We start from the raw sequence: 17,362 nt of genomic DNA on the forward strand, positions 1-17,362 counted from the left end.
CGATCGGTTCGGTCAGTTTCATGGCATGCCAGAGCCACTCCATCAAGTCAGGAGGCGCATGCCGCCCCCGACACGGACGTCAGGCGTTTCTGGAAATGAGAAGAAAGCGCCCCTCCAGCCGGGATAATTCCCGGCCTACAGGCCAGGATCGCCCGGCTGTGTCTCCCAGCCCAGCCCAATGATCGCCGCGCGACGGCGTCCTGCGCCATCCAGCCGGAGAACGATGACATTCTGCTCTTCAAGCCATCCCAGAATACGCCGCGCCCGCCCGGTCGAATGCGTGCCGTAAACCTTTGCGACCGTCGTATCCGAAGGACAGATGGCCTGCTCCAGCGCTGCCCGCGCCAGATAAAGAAACACACCCTGCATGTCTTCAGGCAGAGTGGAGGCCACGGCTTCAGCTTCCAGCCATTCCGCTGATTCGGCAGCTTCGACACTGATACCGCTCCGGGCGGACGCAAGGGCGCGCCGAAAATCCTTCATGTCCATCGCATCCCGCCCGAATCCGGCAATCCGGCAGCGGACGAGAAAATCCTGATAGAGCGAAGCGGGTGGACGAAAACCTCCGTCATCCTCCGCCAGCACATCCCGCAGCACCGCTTCCATCTGCTGACGGCGCTCGCGTGGATCAATAGGGTCGACTTCTTCAGCCGCTTCTGTTTCAGCGCGCGACGCTCCATGCGTTGCAAGCTGGGTCAGCAGATCCGGAGGCGGTGGAGCCACAGGACGCCTTGCACGCTGCATCACCTCGGTTTCCGGCAAAGGCGCGAGAATCAGATCTGCGATCTGCTCGGACGGCGGCCTGAACGGTTCCAGCACAGGCCCGGCAGACCGGCTTTCCGTCTCCACTTTTCCGATCCGGATCGTGACAGGACGGCGACACAAAGCCGGACCCAGCGCCACGAACGTGCCGCGCTGAAGATCGCGGAAGGCTTCGGCCTGTCGCCGCTCCATGCCGAGCAGATCGGCGGCGCGCGCCATGTCGATGTCCAGAAACGTGCGTCCCATCAGAAAATTGGAGGCTTCGGCCGCGACATTCTTGGCGAGCTTGGCCAGACGCTGCGTGGCGATCACTCCCGCCAGTCCACGTTTTCGGCCGCGACACATCAGATTGGTCATGGCTCCCAGAGAGGCCCGTCGGGCTTCATCCGAAACCTCACCCGCCGCTGCCGGCGCAAACAGCTGGGCTTCATCGACCACGACCAGCACCGGATACCAGTGCGCCCGTGGCACATCGAACATACCACCGAGAAAGGCTGCCGCACGCTTCATCTGAAGATCCGCGTCCAGTCCTTCCAGATTGAGGACAACAGAGGCCCGATGCACCCGCATCCGCTCCCCCGCGACCTGCAGCGCCACTTCCGTATGCTCAGCCGCATCGATCACCAGATGGCTGTAAGCCTCGGCCAGACTGACGAAATCGCCCTCCGGATCAATGATCGCCTGCTGAACAAGCGCCCCCGTCTGCTCAAGCAGACGCCGGAGCAGATGGGATTTCCCGGAGCCCGAATTGCCCTGCACAAGCAGGCGGGTCGCAAGCAGTTCAGCAAGGTTCATCATCGCCGGGCCGCCGCCGACAATCTCGCCTAATTCGATCGTACTGGTCATGGCGACCGGATACAGTCCCGACTCCTGTTCAGGCAACAGCTTCCCGCTCGGCAAGCCATTCCAGAACGCCCTGCCCCGCCGCCCGCCCGGTCGCCATGACGGCCTGCAACAGATAACCTCCCGTAGGCGCTTCCCAGTCGAGCATTTCCCCACACACGAAGACGCCCGGCAGCGCCTTCAGCATGAACCGCTGATCCACGGCGTCCTGACAGACGCCTCCCGCTGAAGAAATGGCGCGCTCCAGAGGCTCCGTTGCCGTCAGGCGAAGAGGAATGGCCTTCAGACGCCGCGCCAGTCCTTCAGGGTCCGCCGGGACCTCCCCGGTTTCCCGCAACAGACCCACTGCGACAGAAGAAAGCTGTAGCGCTTTCCGCAACCGATTGGAGAGGCTTTCCCGCGCACGGGAACGCTTCAGCCTGTCCGTCATCTGCTCAACATCAAAATCAGGTCGCAGATCCAGAAGAACCTCAACCGTGCCGTCACGCTCCAGAGCATCGCGCAAGCGGGCTGACAGGGCGTACACGACCCCGCCTTCGAGACCTTTTTCCGTAATGACAGCCTCACCCCGACAGGCTTCTCCGGCAAAAGACAGAGCTATCCGTTTCAGAGGGACACCAGAGAATCTTTCCCTGAAACCTTCAGACCACTCGACATGAAACCCACAATTTGCCGGGCGCAGCGGCGCGACCGGGATGCCGGCGGCTGACAGAAGGGACACCCAGCCGCCATCTGAACCGAGCCTGGCCCAACTCCCGCCACCCAGAGCCAGAACGGTTGCGTCAGCTTGCAGAATTTCTTCAGAGCCATCGCGCGCAGTCAGCACGATCTTCCCGTCGTCGTTCCAGCCCTGCCACCGCAGTCCGGGTCGAAAATGCACCCCACGCTCAGCAAGCCTCTTCAACCACGCACGTAATAACGGTGAGGCTTTCATGGCTTTCGGGAAAACCCGTCCTGAGCTGCCGGTAAAGCAGGACTGCCCGAGATCGTCCGCCCACGTCGTCATCATGGAGGCGGAAAATGCAGACAAGGCTGGCGCCAACCATTGCTCAGCCACGCCATAGCGTCGCGAAAATGTTGATTCATCTTCGGCGTTCGTCAGGTTGAGACCGCTGCGACCGGCCATCAGCAGTTTTCGCCCGAAGCTTGGCATTTGATCAACGACTGTAACTTCGCAGCGCCCATCTGTCAGGATTTCAGCCGCAGCGAGTCCGGCCGGACCTCCGCCTATCACCACTATCTGTGGGCTGCTCTTTTCTGTCATGCTGATGGCTCCCCCGATCGTTCGCGCGCAGGGGCTTCCTATCCGTACATCATCGCACAAGGATAGGATTATCCTTCACGGTGAATCGGCTGGAATACCGTCACAGCACCGGCTTACGCTGCGTCCCGGCCGGTTGTTTCAGACGCCATACGTATGCAATAATGGCTGCAACTGCCTGAAAATATTCGTATGGAATTTCGACATCTTCCGGAAGCTTATACAAAGAACGCGCCAGGGGTGGATTCGAAATGACGGGCACTTTGGCCTCATAGGCAAATTCCCTGATCCGCCCGGCCAGCTCATCAGCGCCTTTTGCCACGATCTTTGGTGCGCCACTCGTGCCGACTTCGTAGGACAAGGCGACAGCGTAATGCGTGGGGTTCGTCACAACCACAGTCGCTGACTGAACAGCTTTCCTGATCAGCTTCCGGTTACGCTGCATGCGCAGCTGCCTCTGACGTCCTTTGACATGCGGATCACCTTCTGAATCCTTCATCTCATCCTTGATGTCCTGTCGGCTCATTTTCAGATCCTGAAGTCGCTTATAGCGCGTCCAGCCCTCATCAAGGACGATGATCCCAATCTGGACAACAAGAACGGAAATCAGAATCCTCAGTGTGATTTTGCTTATCTGGGCAGAAAATGTTTCAGCAGACCAGAACATTGTTCTCGGCGCGAGCACAAGAACATCCTTCACGACAGCATAGAGGATAAGAGAAAAGACTATTACTTTCAGAATAGATTTCAAGGCTTCTATAAGACTTGAAACCCCGAACATTTTCTTGACACCCTTGAGAGGATTCAACCTTCCAATATCGGGCACCAATGCTTCAGGACGAAACAGGAAACCGGACTGCATCGCCGCTGTTGCAATCCCGCCGGCTACAGCAGCTATAATAACGGGGAATGACAGCATCATCAGCATTTTGCAGCTCATTTCCAAAAGAAAGGCTACAGTTGATGGATCAAGGCGGATTTGCTCCACATGGTCACAGAGACCAGCCATCTGGGAGATAAAGCTGCGCGCACTGGCAGGCACGATCATGACCAGAGCGATAGTTGCCAGGCCAAGACCAGAGAAAATATGAAGCTCTCTCGATTGAGCGATATTGCCCTGCTCACGGGCTTGCTCAAGCTTTCGGCCAGTCGGGGCTTCTGTGTTGTCACCGGCACCGGATTCTGCCATTTATATTAATCCGATATGCAATTTTCTGTATTCAATGGACAAGCCCGTATCCAGGCAACTGGACCAGACTGGCAGAAGTAGCGTGAGTCCACACAGACAACATGCCCTTGAGCAGCAAGGCCAGCAGGAATATTCCCCCCAGCAGCTGCGCGGGCATCGCAATATTGTAAACCTGCAATCCCGGCGAGAAACGGCTCAACAGACCAAGCATGATCGGCCAGACCGTGCCGATCAACACAACGGGCATTGCGAGCTGGAACGCCAGAAAAAAGGAATATTCTGTCGCTTTCGCAACAGACTTCGCTGCATCACCGAGAAAGGGAAAATGCCCGGGCGGAAAAATCTGGTAACTCCCCACCAGCGCATTCAATGGAAAAACATACAGGCTGGATGAGAAAACAATCAGAGTGATCGAAAGCTGACCCAGATGACTGAGAGGCGTACTTTGCGCGCCCAACTCAGGATCCGGCTGCAATACGTTTGACACACCAATGAATGTTGACATGATCTGAACCGAGATGGGGAAAGACAGCATCATCAACTGAGCCAGCCACCCGATCAAAGCTCCGCTGAGAAAATCAGAGCAGATCAGGACCAGAAGACGTGCCGGCACCATGACATCATCAGAAATGGCGGAAGCAAACTGCGTTTGTACGAGCGGAAACAGCAGCAGACTGACACCAATCGCCATTCCGGCTCTGACTGTTATCGGTGCAGACGCAAACATGAAGGCCGGAAAGGCCACAAACATCGCCGCAACCCGCGCAAGAACAGCAATGAAAATTACGGCCTGCGTTGGCAAAGTCGCGATGAACTGATCCAGGTCAGGATTCAAGATGCCCCGGCAACAATCAGTTGATCAAAAACATGTCGCGTATAAGTTACGAGAGTAGCATACATAAATGGCCCTCCCACAAGTAATGCCGCCATTGACGCCAAAAATTTTGGCAGAAATGCAAGCGTTGACTCGTTAATCTGTGTGACAGCCTGGAAAATGGAAACCAGCAAACCCGCTCCCATGGACGCCAGCAATGCGGGAGCGCCTACCTTTACGGCAACAAAAAGAGTTTCTCGTAATACAGATGCAACATCAATTGAATTCATTTAATTAAACCTAAAAATATTAAATAATTAAATAGTCATGCGCATAATATCCTGATACGACTGAATCACTCTATCGCGGACAACTGACGCTGTTTGCAGCACCATCTGAGCCTGAGAAACCGAAGTGACAATATCGGTCAGATTACCATGCCCTTTCAGACCCGAAGCTGCTTTCACTTCAGCCTCTTTATTGCTGGAAATAGCACCTTCAATCGCTGTGCCCAGCACATCTCCAAAACTTTGTCCGCCGGAAACGCCTGACACCACTCCATCGGCATCATCGGATGAGAGACCGGTCTCAAGAGATGACTGAGTTTTTGCGTAGGCTGCCGCCGCAGTAGAGTTACTGGCTGTTGAGGATATTATCATTTCAGAAGATCTATTGTTCGGGTTACCATCGTGCGGGTCGTCTGAAAGGTGTTCAGATTCGCTTCATAAGATCGTTGCGCTTCATGGGAATCAACGACTTCAACCATCGTGTTGACGTTGGGCATTTTCACATATCCCCTCGAATCCGCAGCTGGATTTGCAGGATCATAGCGCATTTCAAAATCGGACATATCGTGTCCGACCTTTTTCACCTTAACTTTTGATATACCTGTATTGTTATCAAGAATATTTTCAAATGAGATCGTTTTCCTGCGATAGGGATCCGCTCCCGGAGTGGATCCCACCGTATCTTTATTGGCAATATTCTCCGCCACAACACGCAATCTCTCTGACTGAGCCTCCATCCCGGCTGCGGAGATGGATAATGTCGAATTAATATCCATCAATTAATCCTTTCTTATTTACCCAGAACAGAATTGAGCATGCTTCGGTAACTTGAATAAACATTAGTCGCCAGCCGCTGCTCATCGGCCGTTTCAGCAACAAGCTGCATCTGCGTCTCCAGAGAAACCCGATTGCCATCCAGAGACTGCGTCTCTGAAGAAGCATCAGACTTCTGATACCTTCCACTCTTGCCAGCAATATGACGCTCTGAAGTGGTCGCCAGTTCTCCCTCAAATTGAGACAGCATACTTTCAAAAGGCGCCAAGTCTTTCGCAACATATTCAGGCGTGTCTGCGTTTGCGATATTGGCTGCCAGCACCTGTTCACGGTTATCCAGCCATTCCATACGTCTCTGAGCAAGCCCAAAGAGGTCAACACCACCCGCAGCGGGACGCGAAGCATCAAACATTATGCAACTTCCTGTATCATGTGGGTGAAGCGTTACTGCACCAGAAACTCTCATCCGTTATCAGACAGAAAAACTGCAATATCGTTAACATTCCATCCGAATGGACCATTCGTTTACACAGAAAGAAAACGGTTCGCTGTAAAGGAATGATTAATCTTCAGGGCCCAAATCTGACACTTCCGGAACCTGGACCACGGAAACTTGTCTGCATGGGATTCTACGATACACTTTCTGTGACGCTCGCTCTTGTTGCTGTTCTGGCCATGATTCTGCTGAGCCGGAAAGGCTGGAAAATTGCAGCACGTTTTGGTGGCGCACGGCGGGGTTCAAGTTCACTCGCCCTGGAGTCTTCCCTGGCTCTGGACACCAGAAGACGGCTGAGTGTCGTCACATGGGAAGGGAGGCGCTTCCTTCTCCTCACAGGAGGGCCCAACGACCTCGTTGTCAGTGGGATAGACCCCCTGTTCTGCGTTGAGGAGAGTGAAACATGACTGTCGGCCAACGCTCTTCATTCAAGCGCAACAATGCTCTTCTGGTCTTTCTTTCTCTCGCCAGCGTGGCCCTGCTTGGTGGTGTGCTGCTTGCAGTCTGGCCTTCAGCCGCTCACGCGCAGGCCATAAGCCTTGATCTCGGCCAGAAAGCCGGACCGGGCACGACAGGGCGCCTCGTTCAACTTTCCGCCCTGATCACCGTGCTGTCCCTCGCTCCCAGCCTGCTGGTCATGGTGACGGCCTTTACGCGAATCGTTATTGTCTTGTCGCTGTTACGTGGCGCGATAGGCGCACAGGGCACCCCCCCCAACACGGTTTTAATCGGACTTGCTTTGTTTCTGACGTTTTTTGTCATGCAGCCCGTATTCGAACAGTCATGGAAAGACGGCATAGCGCCCTTGGTCAACGGAAGCGTCAGTGAAATGGATGGCCTTCAGGCTGCGGCTGAGCCATTCCGGACATTCATGCTTCACAACACCCGTCCGGCTGATCTGGCTACTTTTTCCGGTCTCGCGCACGTAAAGCCGCCGACCACCGCTGCCGACACACCATGGCGTATTCTGATGCCTTCATTCATGGTCGGCGAATTGCGCAGAGGCTTTGAAATGGGCTTTCTTCTCTATCTGCCATTCCTTGTTATCGATCTGGTCGTATCAACTGTCCTCATGAGTCTTGGCATGATGATGCTACCGCCCACGACAATCTCACTCCCGTTCAAACTCATCTTTTTCGTGATGGTGGACGGCTGGCAATTGACAGCCGGCAGTCTGGTAAGAAGCTTTGGTGGATGACGCTCTCGCCGGCCCGGCTTGGCCGCCTGAATACCGCCTTCAGGAGAAATTTCGATCACCCAGCCTCAAGCTGCTGATAAATTCCGGCCTTTGCTGAAAGATCTTTCAGAATAGCCGATCAATTACCACAGCGATCGATTACAAAAAAATACACCCAGGAAAACACAGCCATTGAAACAGAAGCCTATAATTAACCAATATCCTTAAATATTAACCAAACAAACCATGTTCTTGGGGGCATCTATGTCTTACTGCAACAGACAGATAGAACAGGCGAACAAAACCCCGCAGACAGTCTCATTTTTCCTTGGGAACGGGCTGGAATGCGTCTCCTGCGGCGGCTGGCTCCGATGGCAGGGGCAGCACGCCGGATGCCAGAACAACTGCAAACACACCGTAGTCGCCATTCGTCAGAAATAAGCCTTTGCTAAATCTGCTTTTCCTGATCCATACAAAGAAGATCAACAGCTTTGACAATCACCTCAGTCGGATGATCTACCGCGTCCAGAACAAGCATGTGTTCATGGGCAGATGGCACTTCCAGCGTCTCCAACTGACTATCCAGCAGCGTGACAGGCATGAAGTGCTTCTTTCTCCCTTTCAGACGACGCTCAAGCTCATCCCGCGGCACCCTGAGAAAGAGAAATGTTATATCCATCCCACCCTGTCGCAGAATATCGCGATAAAGACCCTTTAACGCGGAACAGGCGAGAACGCCTCCCTTCCCGTCCCGTGCGCGCGCCACAAGCCACTCCCGGCATTTCTCCAGCCAGGGCAGCCGATCTTCATCCGTAAGAGGTTCTCCCGCCGACATCTTTGCGATATTTTGTGGAGGATGAAGATCATCGCCTTCCTGAAAAGGCCAGCCAAGCCGGGAACAGAGCCCTTCGGCGACCAGCGTCTTGCCGCTGCCGGCAACGCCCATGACAACGACCAGACGAGGCGTAATTCCGGTCGGACATGAGTGCGTCATAACCTGTGCTCTCTCCTGCGTTACGGCTTCAACTCAAAGACAAGACGGGCAAGAGCCAGAATATTCCCTGTCCGTTTTTAAAGTCAGAGCGCGTTCACGCACCAACAGTCAGATGAGCAATACCTTCTCCACCAGCCACAATAGCGTCAGTGCCCATTCCGACAAACAGACCGCTCTCCACCACACCGACAATTGAGCGAATATCCTGCTCAAGACGCCCGGCGTCGGAAATTACAGGAAAACGGCAATCAAGAATCAGATTGCCGCCATCACTGACAAAGAATGCGCCTTCCCGATTACGGCGAGGAGAAGCCTGCGCTCCCAGTCGTTCAATCTGTCGTGCAGTCGATTCCCAGCCGAACGACGTCACTTCCACCGGCAGCAGCGTTTTCATACCAAGATGATCGACCAGTTTTGTCTCGTCCGCCACAATCACCAGACGGTCAGACGATGCGGCGACGATCTTTTCACGCAGGAGCGCACCACCCAGCCCCTTGATCAGATTGAGCGTACCGCGCTGAATTTCATCAGCTCCATCAATGGTCAGGTTGACCCTTGCATGCTCCCCAAACGTCGTGAGAGGAATACCGACACCAAGCGCCTGCTTTTCTGTCGCCAGAGAGGTCGGGATTGCCACGAAACGCAGACCTTCCTTATGTCGACGCCCGAGAGCCTCCACCACAAACGCAGCCGTGCTGCCTGTGCCAAGACCGACGACCATACCGTCTTCAACCATCTCGGCCGCAAACTCTGCCGCCTGCCGCTTGTATTCGCTCGCGCTCATCGTTCCGTTTTCCCCTCGGCCTGCCCCGCAGCGCCTCTGTCGATAATCCACACAACCTCACCATCCGAGCATATATGGCTGGCTGGTTCAGCCGCATCTCCCGCACGGACCCGGCCAAGCACGCCCGCCTTGGACGTTCCTGTCACGAGAAACAGCACATGCCTGCTGGACGCAATCGCCGGATAGGTCAGCGTCAGTCTTGTATGAGGGGCGTCGTCAGGCACGCAGGACGCAACCCACCGTATCTTCTCTTCCAGAACAGGCTGTCGTGGAAAGAGAGAGGCTGTGTGGCCGTTCTCACCCAACCCCAGCAACACGACATCGAAGAGCGGCTTATTCGCAATGAGCGTGTTCCCACCATAAGCCTGCTGAAGATCTGCCTCATAGGAGCGAGCTGCTTGATCCGGTTCGCCACGATCCGGCATCGGATGAATATTCTTCGTCGGAACGGGAACGTGGTCGAACAGGATCGACTGCACCATCCCCCGGTTACTGTCGGCAGACTCTGCCGGGACAAAACGATCATCCCCGTAAAAGAACTCTGTCCGGCTCCAGGGAAAGCGGTCTGCATAACCAGCCTCCGCCATGAGCGCGTAGAGTTTGCGCGGCGTCGAACCACCTGAGAGGGCGATACGAAAAACACCTCTGGCAGAAAGCGCTTTTTCCAAAAGAAAGTCCGCTGTCCACTGCGCCACGGCATCAGGGTCTTCCAGCACGACTTCCCGTGCAGTCATCACATCCTGCGTACTCATCAGTCCCGCTTCCAACGAATAACCATCATGACGCTTCTTTCGAAAAACCACCGTAACTGTCGGGCGGCTTTAATCCATCCGAAAATCAGACGCAACGCCGGGAACTGACCGCCCGGTTCGGGCAACCACTCTCAGGACGACAGAAGCGCGGCCTTATCGACGTCTCAACCAGCCCTGCCGCCGACCCGAGGCAGTATCCAGTCCTCGACTGCTTTCGCCCAGCCTTCATTATCGTTCGTATCCGTCACGAAATGCGCATGTGAGGCGACTTCGTCCGTGGCGTTCCCCATGGCGATCGAAAGACCCGCAATGTCAAACATCGGCACATCGTTCTGCATGTCACCCAGGCAGGCGATTTCATGAGGCTCAAAGCCCAACTGCCGCCCGACCTCACACAGCGCGTAGCCCTTGTTGGCATGGAGCGGCGTGATATCCAGATAATACTGCGCCGAACAGGCGACGCTGGCCTGCCCTTCCAGCATCTGGCCGATTTCCCCCTGAAGACGTCCCAGAAGATCATAATCCGCACTGGAACCGGTAATCTTGCCGACCTTGTCCTCCCACGGGCCAAAATCTTTCGTCACGATCGGGGCGAGGCCAAGAACCTTGTGCTCATGAGGCACGTATCCCGCTGTCTCGTCCTTGACGATCCAGTCGGAACCACAGAACAGCCAGCCATCGACTTCATGGACATCCAGCATGTCGATGGACGCCTTGACCGCATCCACGGGCAGGGAGAGCGTAGACAGGGTTTTCCCCTGACCATCACGCACAATCGCGCCATTCATGGCGGCGTAAGGTGTGTCGAGCTTCAGGGCCTGATGATACCGCTCGATCCCCACGGGCGCCCGGCTGCTGACAAGACACACCGCTACACCTGCCGCCCGAAGCCTGTCGATCATCTCGACACTGCTGCGCGCCACCTGTTTCTCCGGCGTCAGAAGCGTGCCGTCCATGTCCGTCACCACGAGACGGACACGATCCGTCGGCGCAGGCTTCGCATCATGTCTGGCGATATCATCAACTCTCACAGCACACTCCCCACACCGCAGACAGAACGTTATTTTTCCTCGACGTGACCGCCAAAGCCGAAACGCATGGCAGACAGCACTTTCTCGCCATAGGTATTTCCGCTGCGCGACCGGAAGCGCGTGAACAGCGCCGCCGTCATCACCGGCACGGGAACAGCTTCCTCAATGGCCGCTTCAATCGTCCAGCGGCCTTCGCCTGAATCCTGAACTTCGCCGCTGAACTCGGACAGTTCTCCATTGCGCGCCATCGCTTCGGCCGTCAGATCAAGCAACCAGGACGATACGACGCTGCCGCGACGCCAGACTTCGGCAATATCGGCCATGTTCAGGTCGAACCGCTCATCTTCCGACAGAAGCGGCGAGTTCTTGCTTTTCATGACGTCGAAGCCTTCCGCGAAGGCCTGCATCATGCCGTATTCGATGCCGTTATGGACCATCTTCACGAAATGGCCAGAGCCTGCCGGGCCACAATGCAGATAGCCCTGCTCGGCGCGGGGATCGAGACCAGCGCGGTCACGATCCGGCGTCGGTGGAATATCGCCCTTGCCGGGAGCCAGCGCACTCAGGATCGGATCGATATGGTCAGCCGCCTCTTTCGAGCCGCCGAACATCATGCAGTAACCGCGTTCCAGACCCCACACACCGCCGGACGTACCGACATCGACGTAATCCACGCCCTTCGTTTTCAGAGCGGCGGCACGACGGAGATCGTCTTTGTAATAGCTGTTGCCTCCATCAATGAGAATATCGCCCTTACCGAGCAGATCACCGACAGACTGAACAGCCGTCTCGGTGATCTCACCGGCGGGCAGCATCAGCCAGACGACCTTCCTGTCGCCCGACAGCTTCGACACCAGATCGGTTTCACTCACCGCGCCGACGGCGCGCCCCTCCTCGGCACGCTCCACGACCCTCTGCACCGTGGCGGCGTCACGGTCATATACCACTACATCATGTCCATGACGGGTCAGACGAACCGCAATGTTGCCACCCATACGGCCGAGGCCAATGATTCCGATCTGCATGTTCTTCTTTTTCCTTCCTCCTCAGATCGCGGCTTTGATCGCGGACGCAAGCGTCGCCAGACCCTTTTTCAGATCGCCCTTGATGTGCACGCGCAACGCACGGCGGCCACGCTCGGCCAGCACGTCGAAATCACCACGGGCCTGCGCCGCCTTCACAACACCGAAGCTGTAACGCTCGCCGGGCACCGGCAGATCCTGCGCGTCATCCGCTGTGATCTGAAGAAACACGCCGCTATCAGGTCCGCCCTTGTAAGCCTGCCCTGTGGAGTGAAGGAAACGCGGGCCGAACTCGGCAGCCGTTGCCACCGCCCTGGCGTCGCGGATGGCCAGACGGATGTGCTGGATCCACTCGATACTGTTCCGGTCACGCTCGATATAGGCCAGCAGACCAACATAATCGCCAGTCTTCACGCGGTCGAAATGCGCCTTCAGGATTGCCTGCGTCGTGTCGCCTTTCAGTGCGCCGGCATTCTTCCTGTCAGCGAAGAACTCCAGATCACCATCCGTGGCGAATGGCGATTCAGCAGGCAACGAACCGGTTTCGTTATAGGCGGCCGTCAGCTTCTTCGTTTCGATCTTGCTGGCCTCGACATCCGGCTGATCGAACGGGTTGATGCCGAGAAACGCGCCCGCGACCGCCGTGGCGATCTCCCAGCGGAAGAACTCCTGCGCGATCTGACGGCGATCATGCAGATTGATCGTCACAACGGGCTGGCCTGCATCGATCAACGTCTTCACGGCCTCGTCCTGCTCGTGAGAATGCTCGTTGGACAGGCGGAAATAAACGAACAGGCGATCCTTGCCGTAATGCGTCGGACCCGCCAGCGTCTCGTCGTCGATGGGGATCAGACCCTTGCCGAGCTTGCCTGTGGATTCCGCAATAAGCTGTTCGGCCCATGCGCCGAAATCCATCACCTGTTTAGTGGCGATGATGGTGATCTTGTCGCGTCCGAATTTCTCGGCGCCGACACCAAACACCGTGCCGAGCAGCACGCCTGGATTGACGGCAGGCGGCACGCTGCCGTCGCACGCCTTCACGCCACGTAGCGCATCCTCGAGGAACAGCTTCAGCGGCACACCGGCAGCGGCTGCCGGAACCATGCCGAAATTCGACAGCACGGAATAGCGGCCACCAATCTGCTTGTCGCCGTTGAAAACTTTCCAGAACCCATCGGCAACCGCCTTCTTCTCCAGCGCCGAACCGGGATCGGTCACGGCGACGAAATGCTCACCAGCCTTCTCACCGAGCGCCTTCTTCGCGACATCGAAGAAGTAGGAAAGCATGATGTTCGGCTCCAGCGTGGAACCGGACTTGGAGGAGACGATGAACAGCGTTTCTCTGGGATCGATCCTGCCTTCGAACGTGCGGACCTGCTGCGGGTCGGTGCTGTCCAGCACATAGAGGTGACCGTAACCCTCATGCTTGCCAAAAGTCATGGCCAGCACTTCCGGCCCCAGACTTGAGCCACCCATGCCCAGCAGCAGCACCTGCCTGAAACCGCGCGCCTTCACCTCTTTCTGGAACGTCTCCAGTTCCGGAAGATGCTTCAGAGCGTCAGCAACAATACCAAGCCAGTTGAGCCACTTCGCTTCCGGGCCGTTCGTCCAGACCGACGCATCCTTTGCCCACAGACGGCGGATGGTCCCGCCTTTGCGCCACTCATCCAGACCGGCTTTCACGGCGTCATCAAAATCTTTCGGCAGGGACAGCTTCGTTTCCGTCAGCTTGTTGCCGAGCAGATCATTCTGCTTCTTCGCCACTGAGCCGAGGAGAGCATCGAAAGCCTCTTCAAACGAGACGACACCTTCTGAAACCAGCTTTATCGTCATGCCGTCGAGGTCGAGGCCAAGACGTTTGACCTCCGCCATGACATGCTTCGCATCAGCGACATTTTCTTCCAGCGAATCACGCGGCGTTCCATGATCACGGAACGCATCCAGTGTTGCAGGCGGAATGGTGTTGACCGTCTCCGGACCGATCAGTTCATCAACATACAGAACATCGCTGTAGGCCTTGTCCTTGGTGCCGGTGGACGCCCAGAGCAGACGCTGCGGCTGCGCACCGGCAGCTTTCAGCTTCGCCCAGCGATCGCTCTTCATGATCTCCTGCCAGTACAGATAGGCCATCTTCGCGTTGGCAATGGCGACCTTGCCACGAATGGCCTTCAGCGCCTCGGCGTCCCTGTCGCCCGCCTTCACCCGACGGTCGATCTCACCATCGACCTTGCCGTCCACACGGCTGACGAAGAAAGAGGCGACCGATGCAATCCCGGCGACACTCCTGCCTTCCTCATGGCGCGCTTCAAGACCGGAGATCCATGCCTCGACGACGGCCTTGTACATGTCCAGCGAGAACAGCAGCGTGACGTTGATGTTCACACCATCCGCGATCTTCTGATGGATAGCGGGGATGCCCTCCTTCGTCGCCGGAATCTTGATCATCAGGTTCGGCTCGGACACTGCTGTCCAGAGACGTCCGGCTTCCTCAACAGTGCCAGCCGTGTCCAGCGCCAGATAGGGCGACACTTCAAGACTGACATAGCCGTCGATGCCCTTGGTCTGGTCAAAGACGGGTTTCAGCAGCTTCGCCACTTCCCGAATGTCTTCAATCGCCAGACGTTCATACAGTTCACCGGCGGAGACGATCTCCTTATCGAGCACATCACGGATCTGGGCATCGTAATCCGTGCCCTCACCCATCGCCTTCTGGAAGATCGCCGGGTTGGAGGTGACGCCCTTGACGCCATCCTGCTCGATGAGGGCCGCCATTGACCCGTCCCGCGTGTAACCCCGACGCACGAAATCCAGCCAGGGCGACTGCCCGAACTGTTCCAGAGCGCGTAAAGGGCTTTTTCCGTTCACGGATGATGCGTTCATCGAGCAATTCTCCCCGGCAGCAGCAACGGAACCTGCCGATTTATTCATTTGATAAAAAGTCCTGCACCCGGACCCGGATGCAGGGCTGGTTTCCTAAAGCGCCAGTTGCCGACGGGCAGCTTCCAGCACGGCGTCCACCGTAAAGCCGAACTTCTTCATCAGCGCCGAAGCCGGAGCCGATGCGCCGAAGCCGTTCATGCACACGATGTCACCCGTCAGGCCGACATAACGATGCCAGCCGATGGGAGACGCCGCCTCGACAGCCACACGCGCCGTGACGGAAGGCGGTAGCACCTCATCACGGTAGGATTGTGGCTGCTCCTCGAACAGTTCCCATGACGGCATGGACACGACACGCGCCGCTACGCCTTCGGCTACCAGCTTCTCGTAAGCCTCGACCGCCAGTGAGAGTTCGCTGCCCGTGGCAATGAGAATGACCGCAGGCGTCTTCCCGCTGTCACCCAGAACGTAACCGCCCTTCGCCACACCGGCAGCGGACGCATACTTGCTGCGATCCAGCGTCGGCAGGTTCTGACGGCTCAGCGCCAGCACGGCAGGACGATCACGGAACGGGATCAGCGTGCGCCATGCTTCAGACACTTCGTTGGCGTCACCCGGACGGATGGTAATGACGCCCGGTGTGGCCCGAAGCTGCACAAGCTGCTCGATCGGCTGATGCGTCGGACCGTCTTCGCCCACGCCGATGGAATCATGCGTGAAGATATAGATCGTCGGCAGATGCATCAGGGCCGACAGGCGGATCGGCGCCTTCATGTAATCCGAGAAAATCAGGAAGCCTGCGCCATAGGAACGCAGACCAGACAGCGCCATGCCGTTGATGATCGAGCCCATCGCGTGCTCGCGCACACCGAAATGGAAGTTGCGCCCGGCATAGCTGCCGCCCCATGCCTCCGGCTGGAACCCGCCACCGTCCTTGATGAGCGTCTTGGTGGACGGCGCGAGATCGGCGGACCCACCGACAAGCCATGGAATGTGTTTGGCGACAGCATTCTGCACTTCACCGGAACTGGCGCGGCTGGCCACACCCTTTGCGTCAGTCGGATAGGTCGGAATGTCGGCGTCCCAGCCCTTCGGCAGATCACCGGACAGGATCAGATCGAGTTCCGCCGCCTCGGAGGGAAATTCCTTGCGGTAAGTAGCGAACAGATCGTCCCATGCCTTGCTGGCGTTTGCGCCGCGGGCCCCCAGACCCTGCTGGAAATGCTCGGTCACACCTTCCGGCACATAGAACGACCTGTCTTCCGGCCAGCCGTACGCGCGCTTGGTTGCAGCAATTTCGTCAGCGCCCAGCGGCTCACCGTGTGCGGCGGCCGTTCCCGCTTTCTTCGGTGCTCCCCAGGCGATCACGGAATGAACGATGATCATCGTCGGACGCGCGGTGTCCGCCTTCGCTTCGGCCAGCAGCTTTTTGAATTCCGCCGTGTCGTTGGCGTCCTTCAGCGTCAGAACCTGCCAGCCATAGGCTTCGAAACGCTTGCCGACATTTTCCGTAAAGGCGAGGTCGGTCGAACCTTCGATCGAAATCTGGTTGGCGTCATACATCCAGATCAGGTTGCCGAGCTTCAGATGACCGGCTGTGGAAGCAGCCTCGCTCGACACACCTTCCATCATGTCGCCGTCACCGCACAGCGCGTAGACATGATAATCGAACAGCGGGAAACCCGGCCGGTTGAAGCGGGCCGCCAGCCACTTCCCGGCAATCGCCATGCCGACGGAATTGCCACAGCCCTGTCCGAGCGGCCCGGTCGTCGTCTCGACGCCCGCCGTATGGTGATATTCCGGATGGCCCGGCGTCTTCGAATCAAGCTGACGGAACTGTTCCAGATCGGCGACCGTGAGCGACGGCGCGTTCAGCACCTTGCCGTTTTTCACGTCACGGATGCCGCTGAGGCAGATCAGCGAGTAGAGCAGCATCGACGCATGACCGACGGACAGCACGAAGCGGTCACGGGCAGGCCAGAGCGGATTGGCCGGGTCGTAGCTCAGCACATCCTGCCAGAGCGTATAGGCCACCGGAGCGAGCGCCATGGCCGTGCCGGGATGGCCGGAATTCGCCTTCTGCACCGCGTCCATCGACAGCGTGCGGATGGTGTCAATGCAGGTGCGGTCAATCGTGTGACCGGCGGCTCCGCCTGTTTCAGGCGCACGGGTCGCACCAGCCAGACCACTGGCCATACCGTCTCCAGACACGGCGTGGAAAGAACGCATTGTAACCGATCCTCTATCAATCAGGCCGGCAACGGATCGTCTTCCGTTGCGGCGGAAACCCTCCCGG

The 17,362-nt window shown here is 57.2% G+C and carries 17 protein-coding genes; 2 read left to right on the forward strand and 15 right to left on the reverse strand.

Annotation, left to right across the window (positions count from 1 at the left end; translation table 11 throughout):
• Nucleotides 1-135: 135 nt before the first annotated feature.
• The 8 genes from A0U92_RS11630 to A0U92_RS11665 form a co-directional block, all read right to left on the reverse strand.
• On the reverse strand, nt 136-1,608 hold the full coding sequence (locus A0U92_RS11630; protein WP_077814408.1) for a helicase HerA domain-containing protein: 1,473 nt from the start codon (nt 1,606-1,608) through the stop codon (nt 136-138).
• A 28-nt stretch (nt 1,609-1,636) separates the two neighbouring features.
• Nucleotides 1,637-2,869: a TIGR03862 family flavoprotein gene (locus A0U92_RS11635; RefSeq protein WP_077814409.1), complete on the reverse strand. Its 1,233-nt coding sequence runs from the start codon at nt 2,867-2,869 to the stop codon at nt 1,637-1,639.
• Nucleotides 2,870-2,969: 100 nt separating this feature from the next.
• Nucleotides 2,970-4,055, reverse strand: coding sequence for an EscU/YscU/HrcU family type III secretion system export apparatus switch protein (locus tag A0U92_RS11640; protein ID WP_077813374.1), 1,086 nt, complete (start codon nt 4,053-4,055; stop codon nt 2,970-2,972).
• Nucleotides 4,056-4,086: 31 nt separating this feature from the next.
• Entirely contained in the window at nt 4,087-4,890 is an 804-nt protein-coding gene (locus A0U92_RS11645; RefSeq protein WP_077813375.1) for a flagellar biosynthetic protein FliR, read from the reverse strand.
• Complete coding sequence (locus A0U92_RS11650) at nt 4,887-5,159, reverse strand: flagellar biosynthetic protein FliQ (protein WP_077813376.1); 273 nt, start codon at nt 5,157-5,159, stop codon at nt 4,887-4,889. Before A0U92_RS11650 ends, A0U92_RS11645 begins: the two co-directional genes overlap by 4 nt.
• 27 nt (nt 5,160-5,186) lie before the next feature.
• The gene (fliE, locus tag A0U92_RS11655; RefSeq protein ID WP_077813377.1) at nt 5,187-5,528 is read right to left on the reverse strand and encodes a flagellar hook-basal body complex protein FliE; all 342 of its coding nucleotides are present in this window, start codon (nt 5,526-5,528) and stop codon (nt 5,187-5,189) included.
• Nucleotides 5,525-5,932, reverse strand: coding sequence for a flagellar basal body rod protein FlgC (gene flgC, locus A0U92_RS11660; RefSeq protein WP_077813378.1), 408 nt, complete (start codon nt 5,930-5,932; stop codon nt 5,525-5,527). Before flgC ends, fliE begins: the two co-directional genes overlap by 4 nt.
• A gap of 14 nt (nt 5,933-5,946) precedes the next feature.
• On the reverse strand, nt 5,947-6,342 hold the full coding sequence (locus A0U92_RS11665; protein ID WP_077813379.1) for a flagellar basal body rod protein FlgB: 396 nt from the start codon (nt 6,340-6,342) through the stop codon (nt 5,947-5,949).
• 209 nt (nt 6,343-6,551) lie between these two features.
• Here A0U92_RS11665 and A0U92_RS11670 point away from each other — a divergent pair, with 209 nt between their 5' ends.
• Together A0U92_RS11670 and fliP are read left to right on the forward strand one after the other, a co-directional pair.
• A complete protein-coding gene (locus A0U92_RS11670; RefSeq protein WP_236748112.1) occupies nt 6,552-6,833 on the forward strand; it encodes a flagellar biosynthetic protein FliO in 282 nt (93 codons plus the stop codon).
• Complete coding sequence (gene fliP / locus A0U92_RS11675) at nt 6,830-7,624, forward strand: flagellar type III secretion system pore protein FliP (RefSeq protein WP_077813381.1); 795 nt, start codon at nt 6,830-6,832, stop codon at nt 7,622-7,624. Before A0U92_RS11670 ends, fliP begins: the two co-directional genes overlap by 4 nt.
• Nucleotides 7,625-8,051: 427 nt before the next feature.
• On the opposite strand, the gene A0U92_RS11680 is transcribed toward fliP, so the two are convergent.
• The 7 genes from A0U92_RS11680 to tkt all read right to left on the reverse strand — a co-directional run bounded on the left by A0U92_RS11680 (nt 8,052) and on the right by tkt (nt 17,262).
• Nucleotides 8,052-8,597, reverse strand: coding sequence for a gluconokinase (locus tag A0U92_RS11680; protein WP_077813382.1), 546 nt, complete (start codon nt 8,595-8,597; stop codon nt 8,052-8,054).
• A 94-nt stretch (nt 8,598-8,691) separates the two neighbouring features.
• A complete protein-coding gene (gene rpiA / locus A0U92_RS11685) occupies nt 8,692-9,381 on the reverse strand; it encodes a ribose-5-phosphate isomerase RpiA (protein ID WP_077813383.1) in 690 nt (229 codons plus the stop codon).
• The gene (gene pgl / locus A0U92_RS11690; RefSeq protein WP_077814410.1) at nt 9,378-10,133 is read right to left on the reverse strand and encodes a 6-phosphogluconolactonase; all 756 of its coding nucleotides are present in this window, start codon (nt 10,131-10,133) and stop codon (nt 9,378-9,380) included. The genes rpiA and pgl overlap by 4 nt, the downstream gene beginning before the upstream one ends.
• A 164-nt stretch (nt 10,134-10,297) precedes the next feature.
• The gene (locus tag A0U92_RS11695) at nt 10,298-11,164 is read right to left on the reverse strand and encodes a Cof-type HAD-IIB family hydrolase (RefSeq protein ID WP_077813384.1); all 867 of its coding nucleotides are present in this window, start codon (nt 11,162-11,164) and stop codon (nt 10,298-10,300) included.
• A 29-nt stretch (nt 11,165-11,193) separates the two neighbouring features.
• Nucleotides 11,194-12,189 carry a phosphogluconate dehydrogenase (NAD(+)-dependent, decarboxylating) gene (gene gnd, locus A0U92_RS11700; protein WP_077813385.1) on the reverse strand — a complete coding sequence of 332 codons (996 nt, stop codon included), beginning with the start codon at nt 12,187-12,189 and terminating at the stop codon, nt 11,194-11,196.
• A gap of 21 nt (nt 12,190-12,210) precedes the next feature.
• Entirely contained in the window at nt 12,211-15,066 is a 2,856-nt protein-coding gene (locus A0U92_RS11705; RefSeq protein ID WP_077814411.1) for a bifunctional transaldolase/phosoglucose isomerase, read from the reverse strand.
• A 93-nt stretch (nt 15,067-15,159) separates the two neighbouring features.
• The gene (tkt, locus tag A0U92_RS11710) at nt 15,160-17,262 is read right to left on the reverse strand and encodes a transketolase (protein WP_187668947.1); all 2,103 of its coding nucleotides are present in this window, start codon (nt 17,260-17,262) and stop codon (nt 15,160-15,162) included.
• Between the last annotated feature and the right edge of the window lie 100 nt (nt 17,263-17,362).

The sequence above is a fragment of the Acetobacter aceti genome (assembly GCF_002005445.1).
Taxonomy (GTDB): Bacteria; Pseudomonadota; Alphaproteobacteria; order Acetobacterales; family Acetobacteraceae; genus Acetobacter; species Acetobacter aceti_B.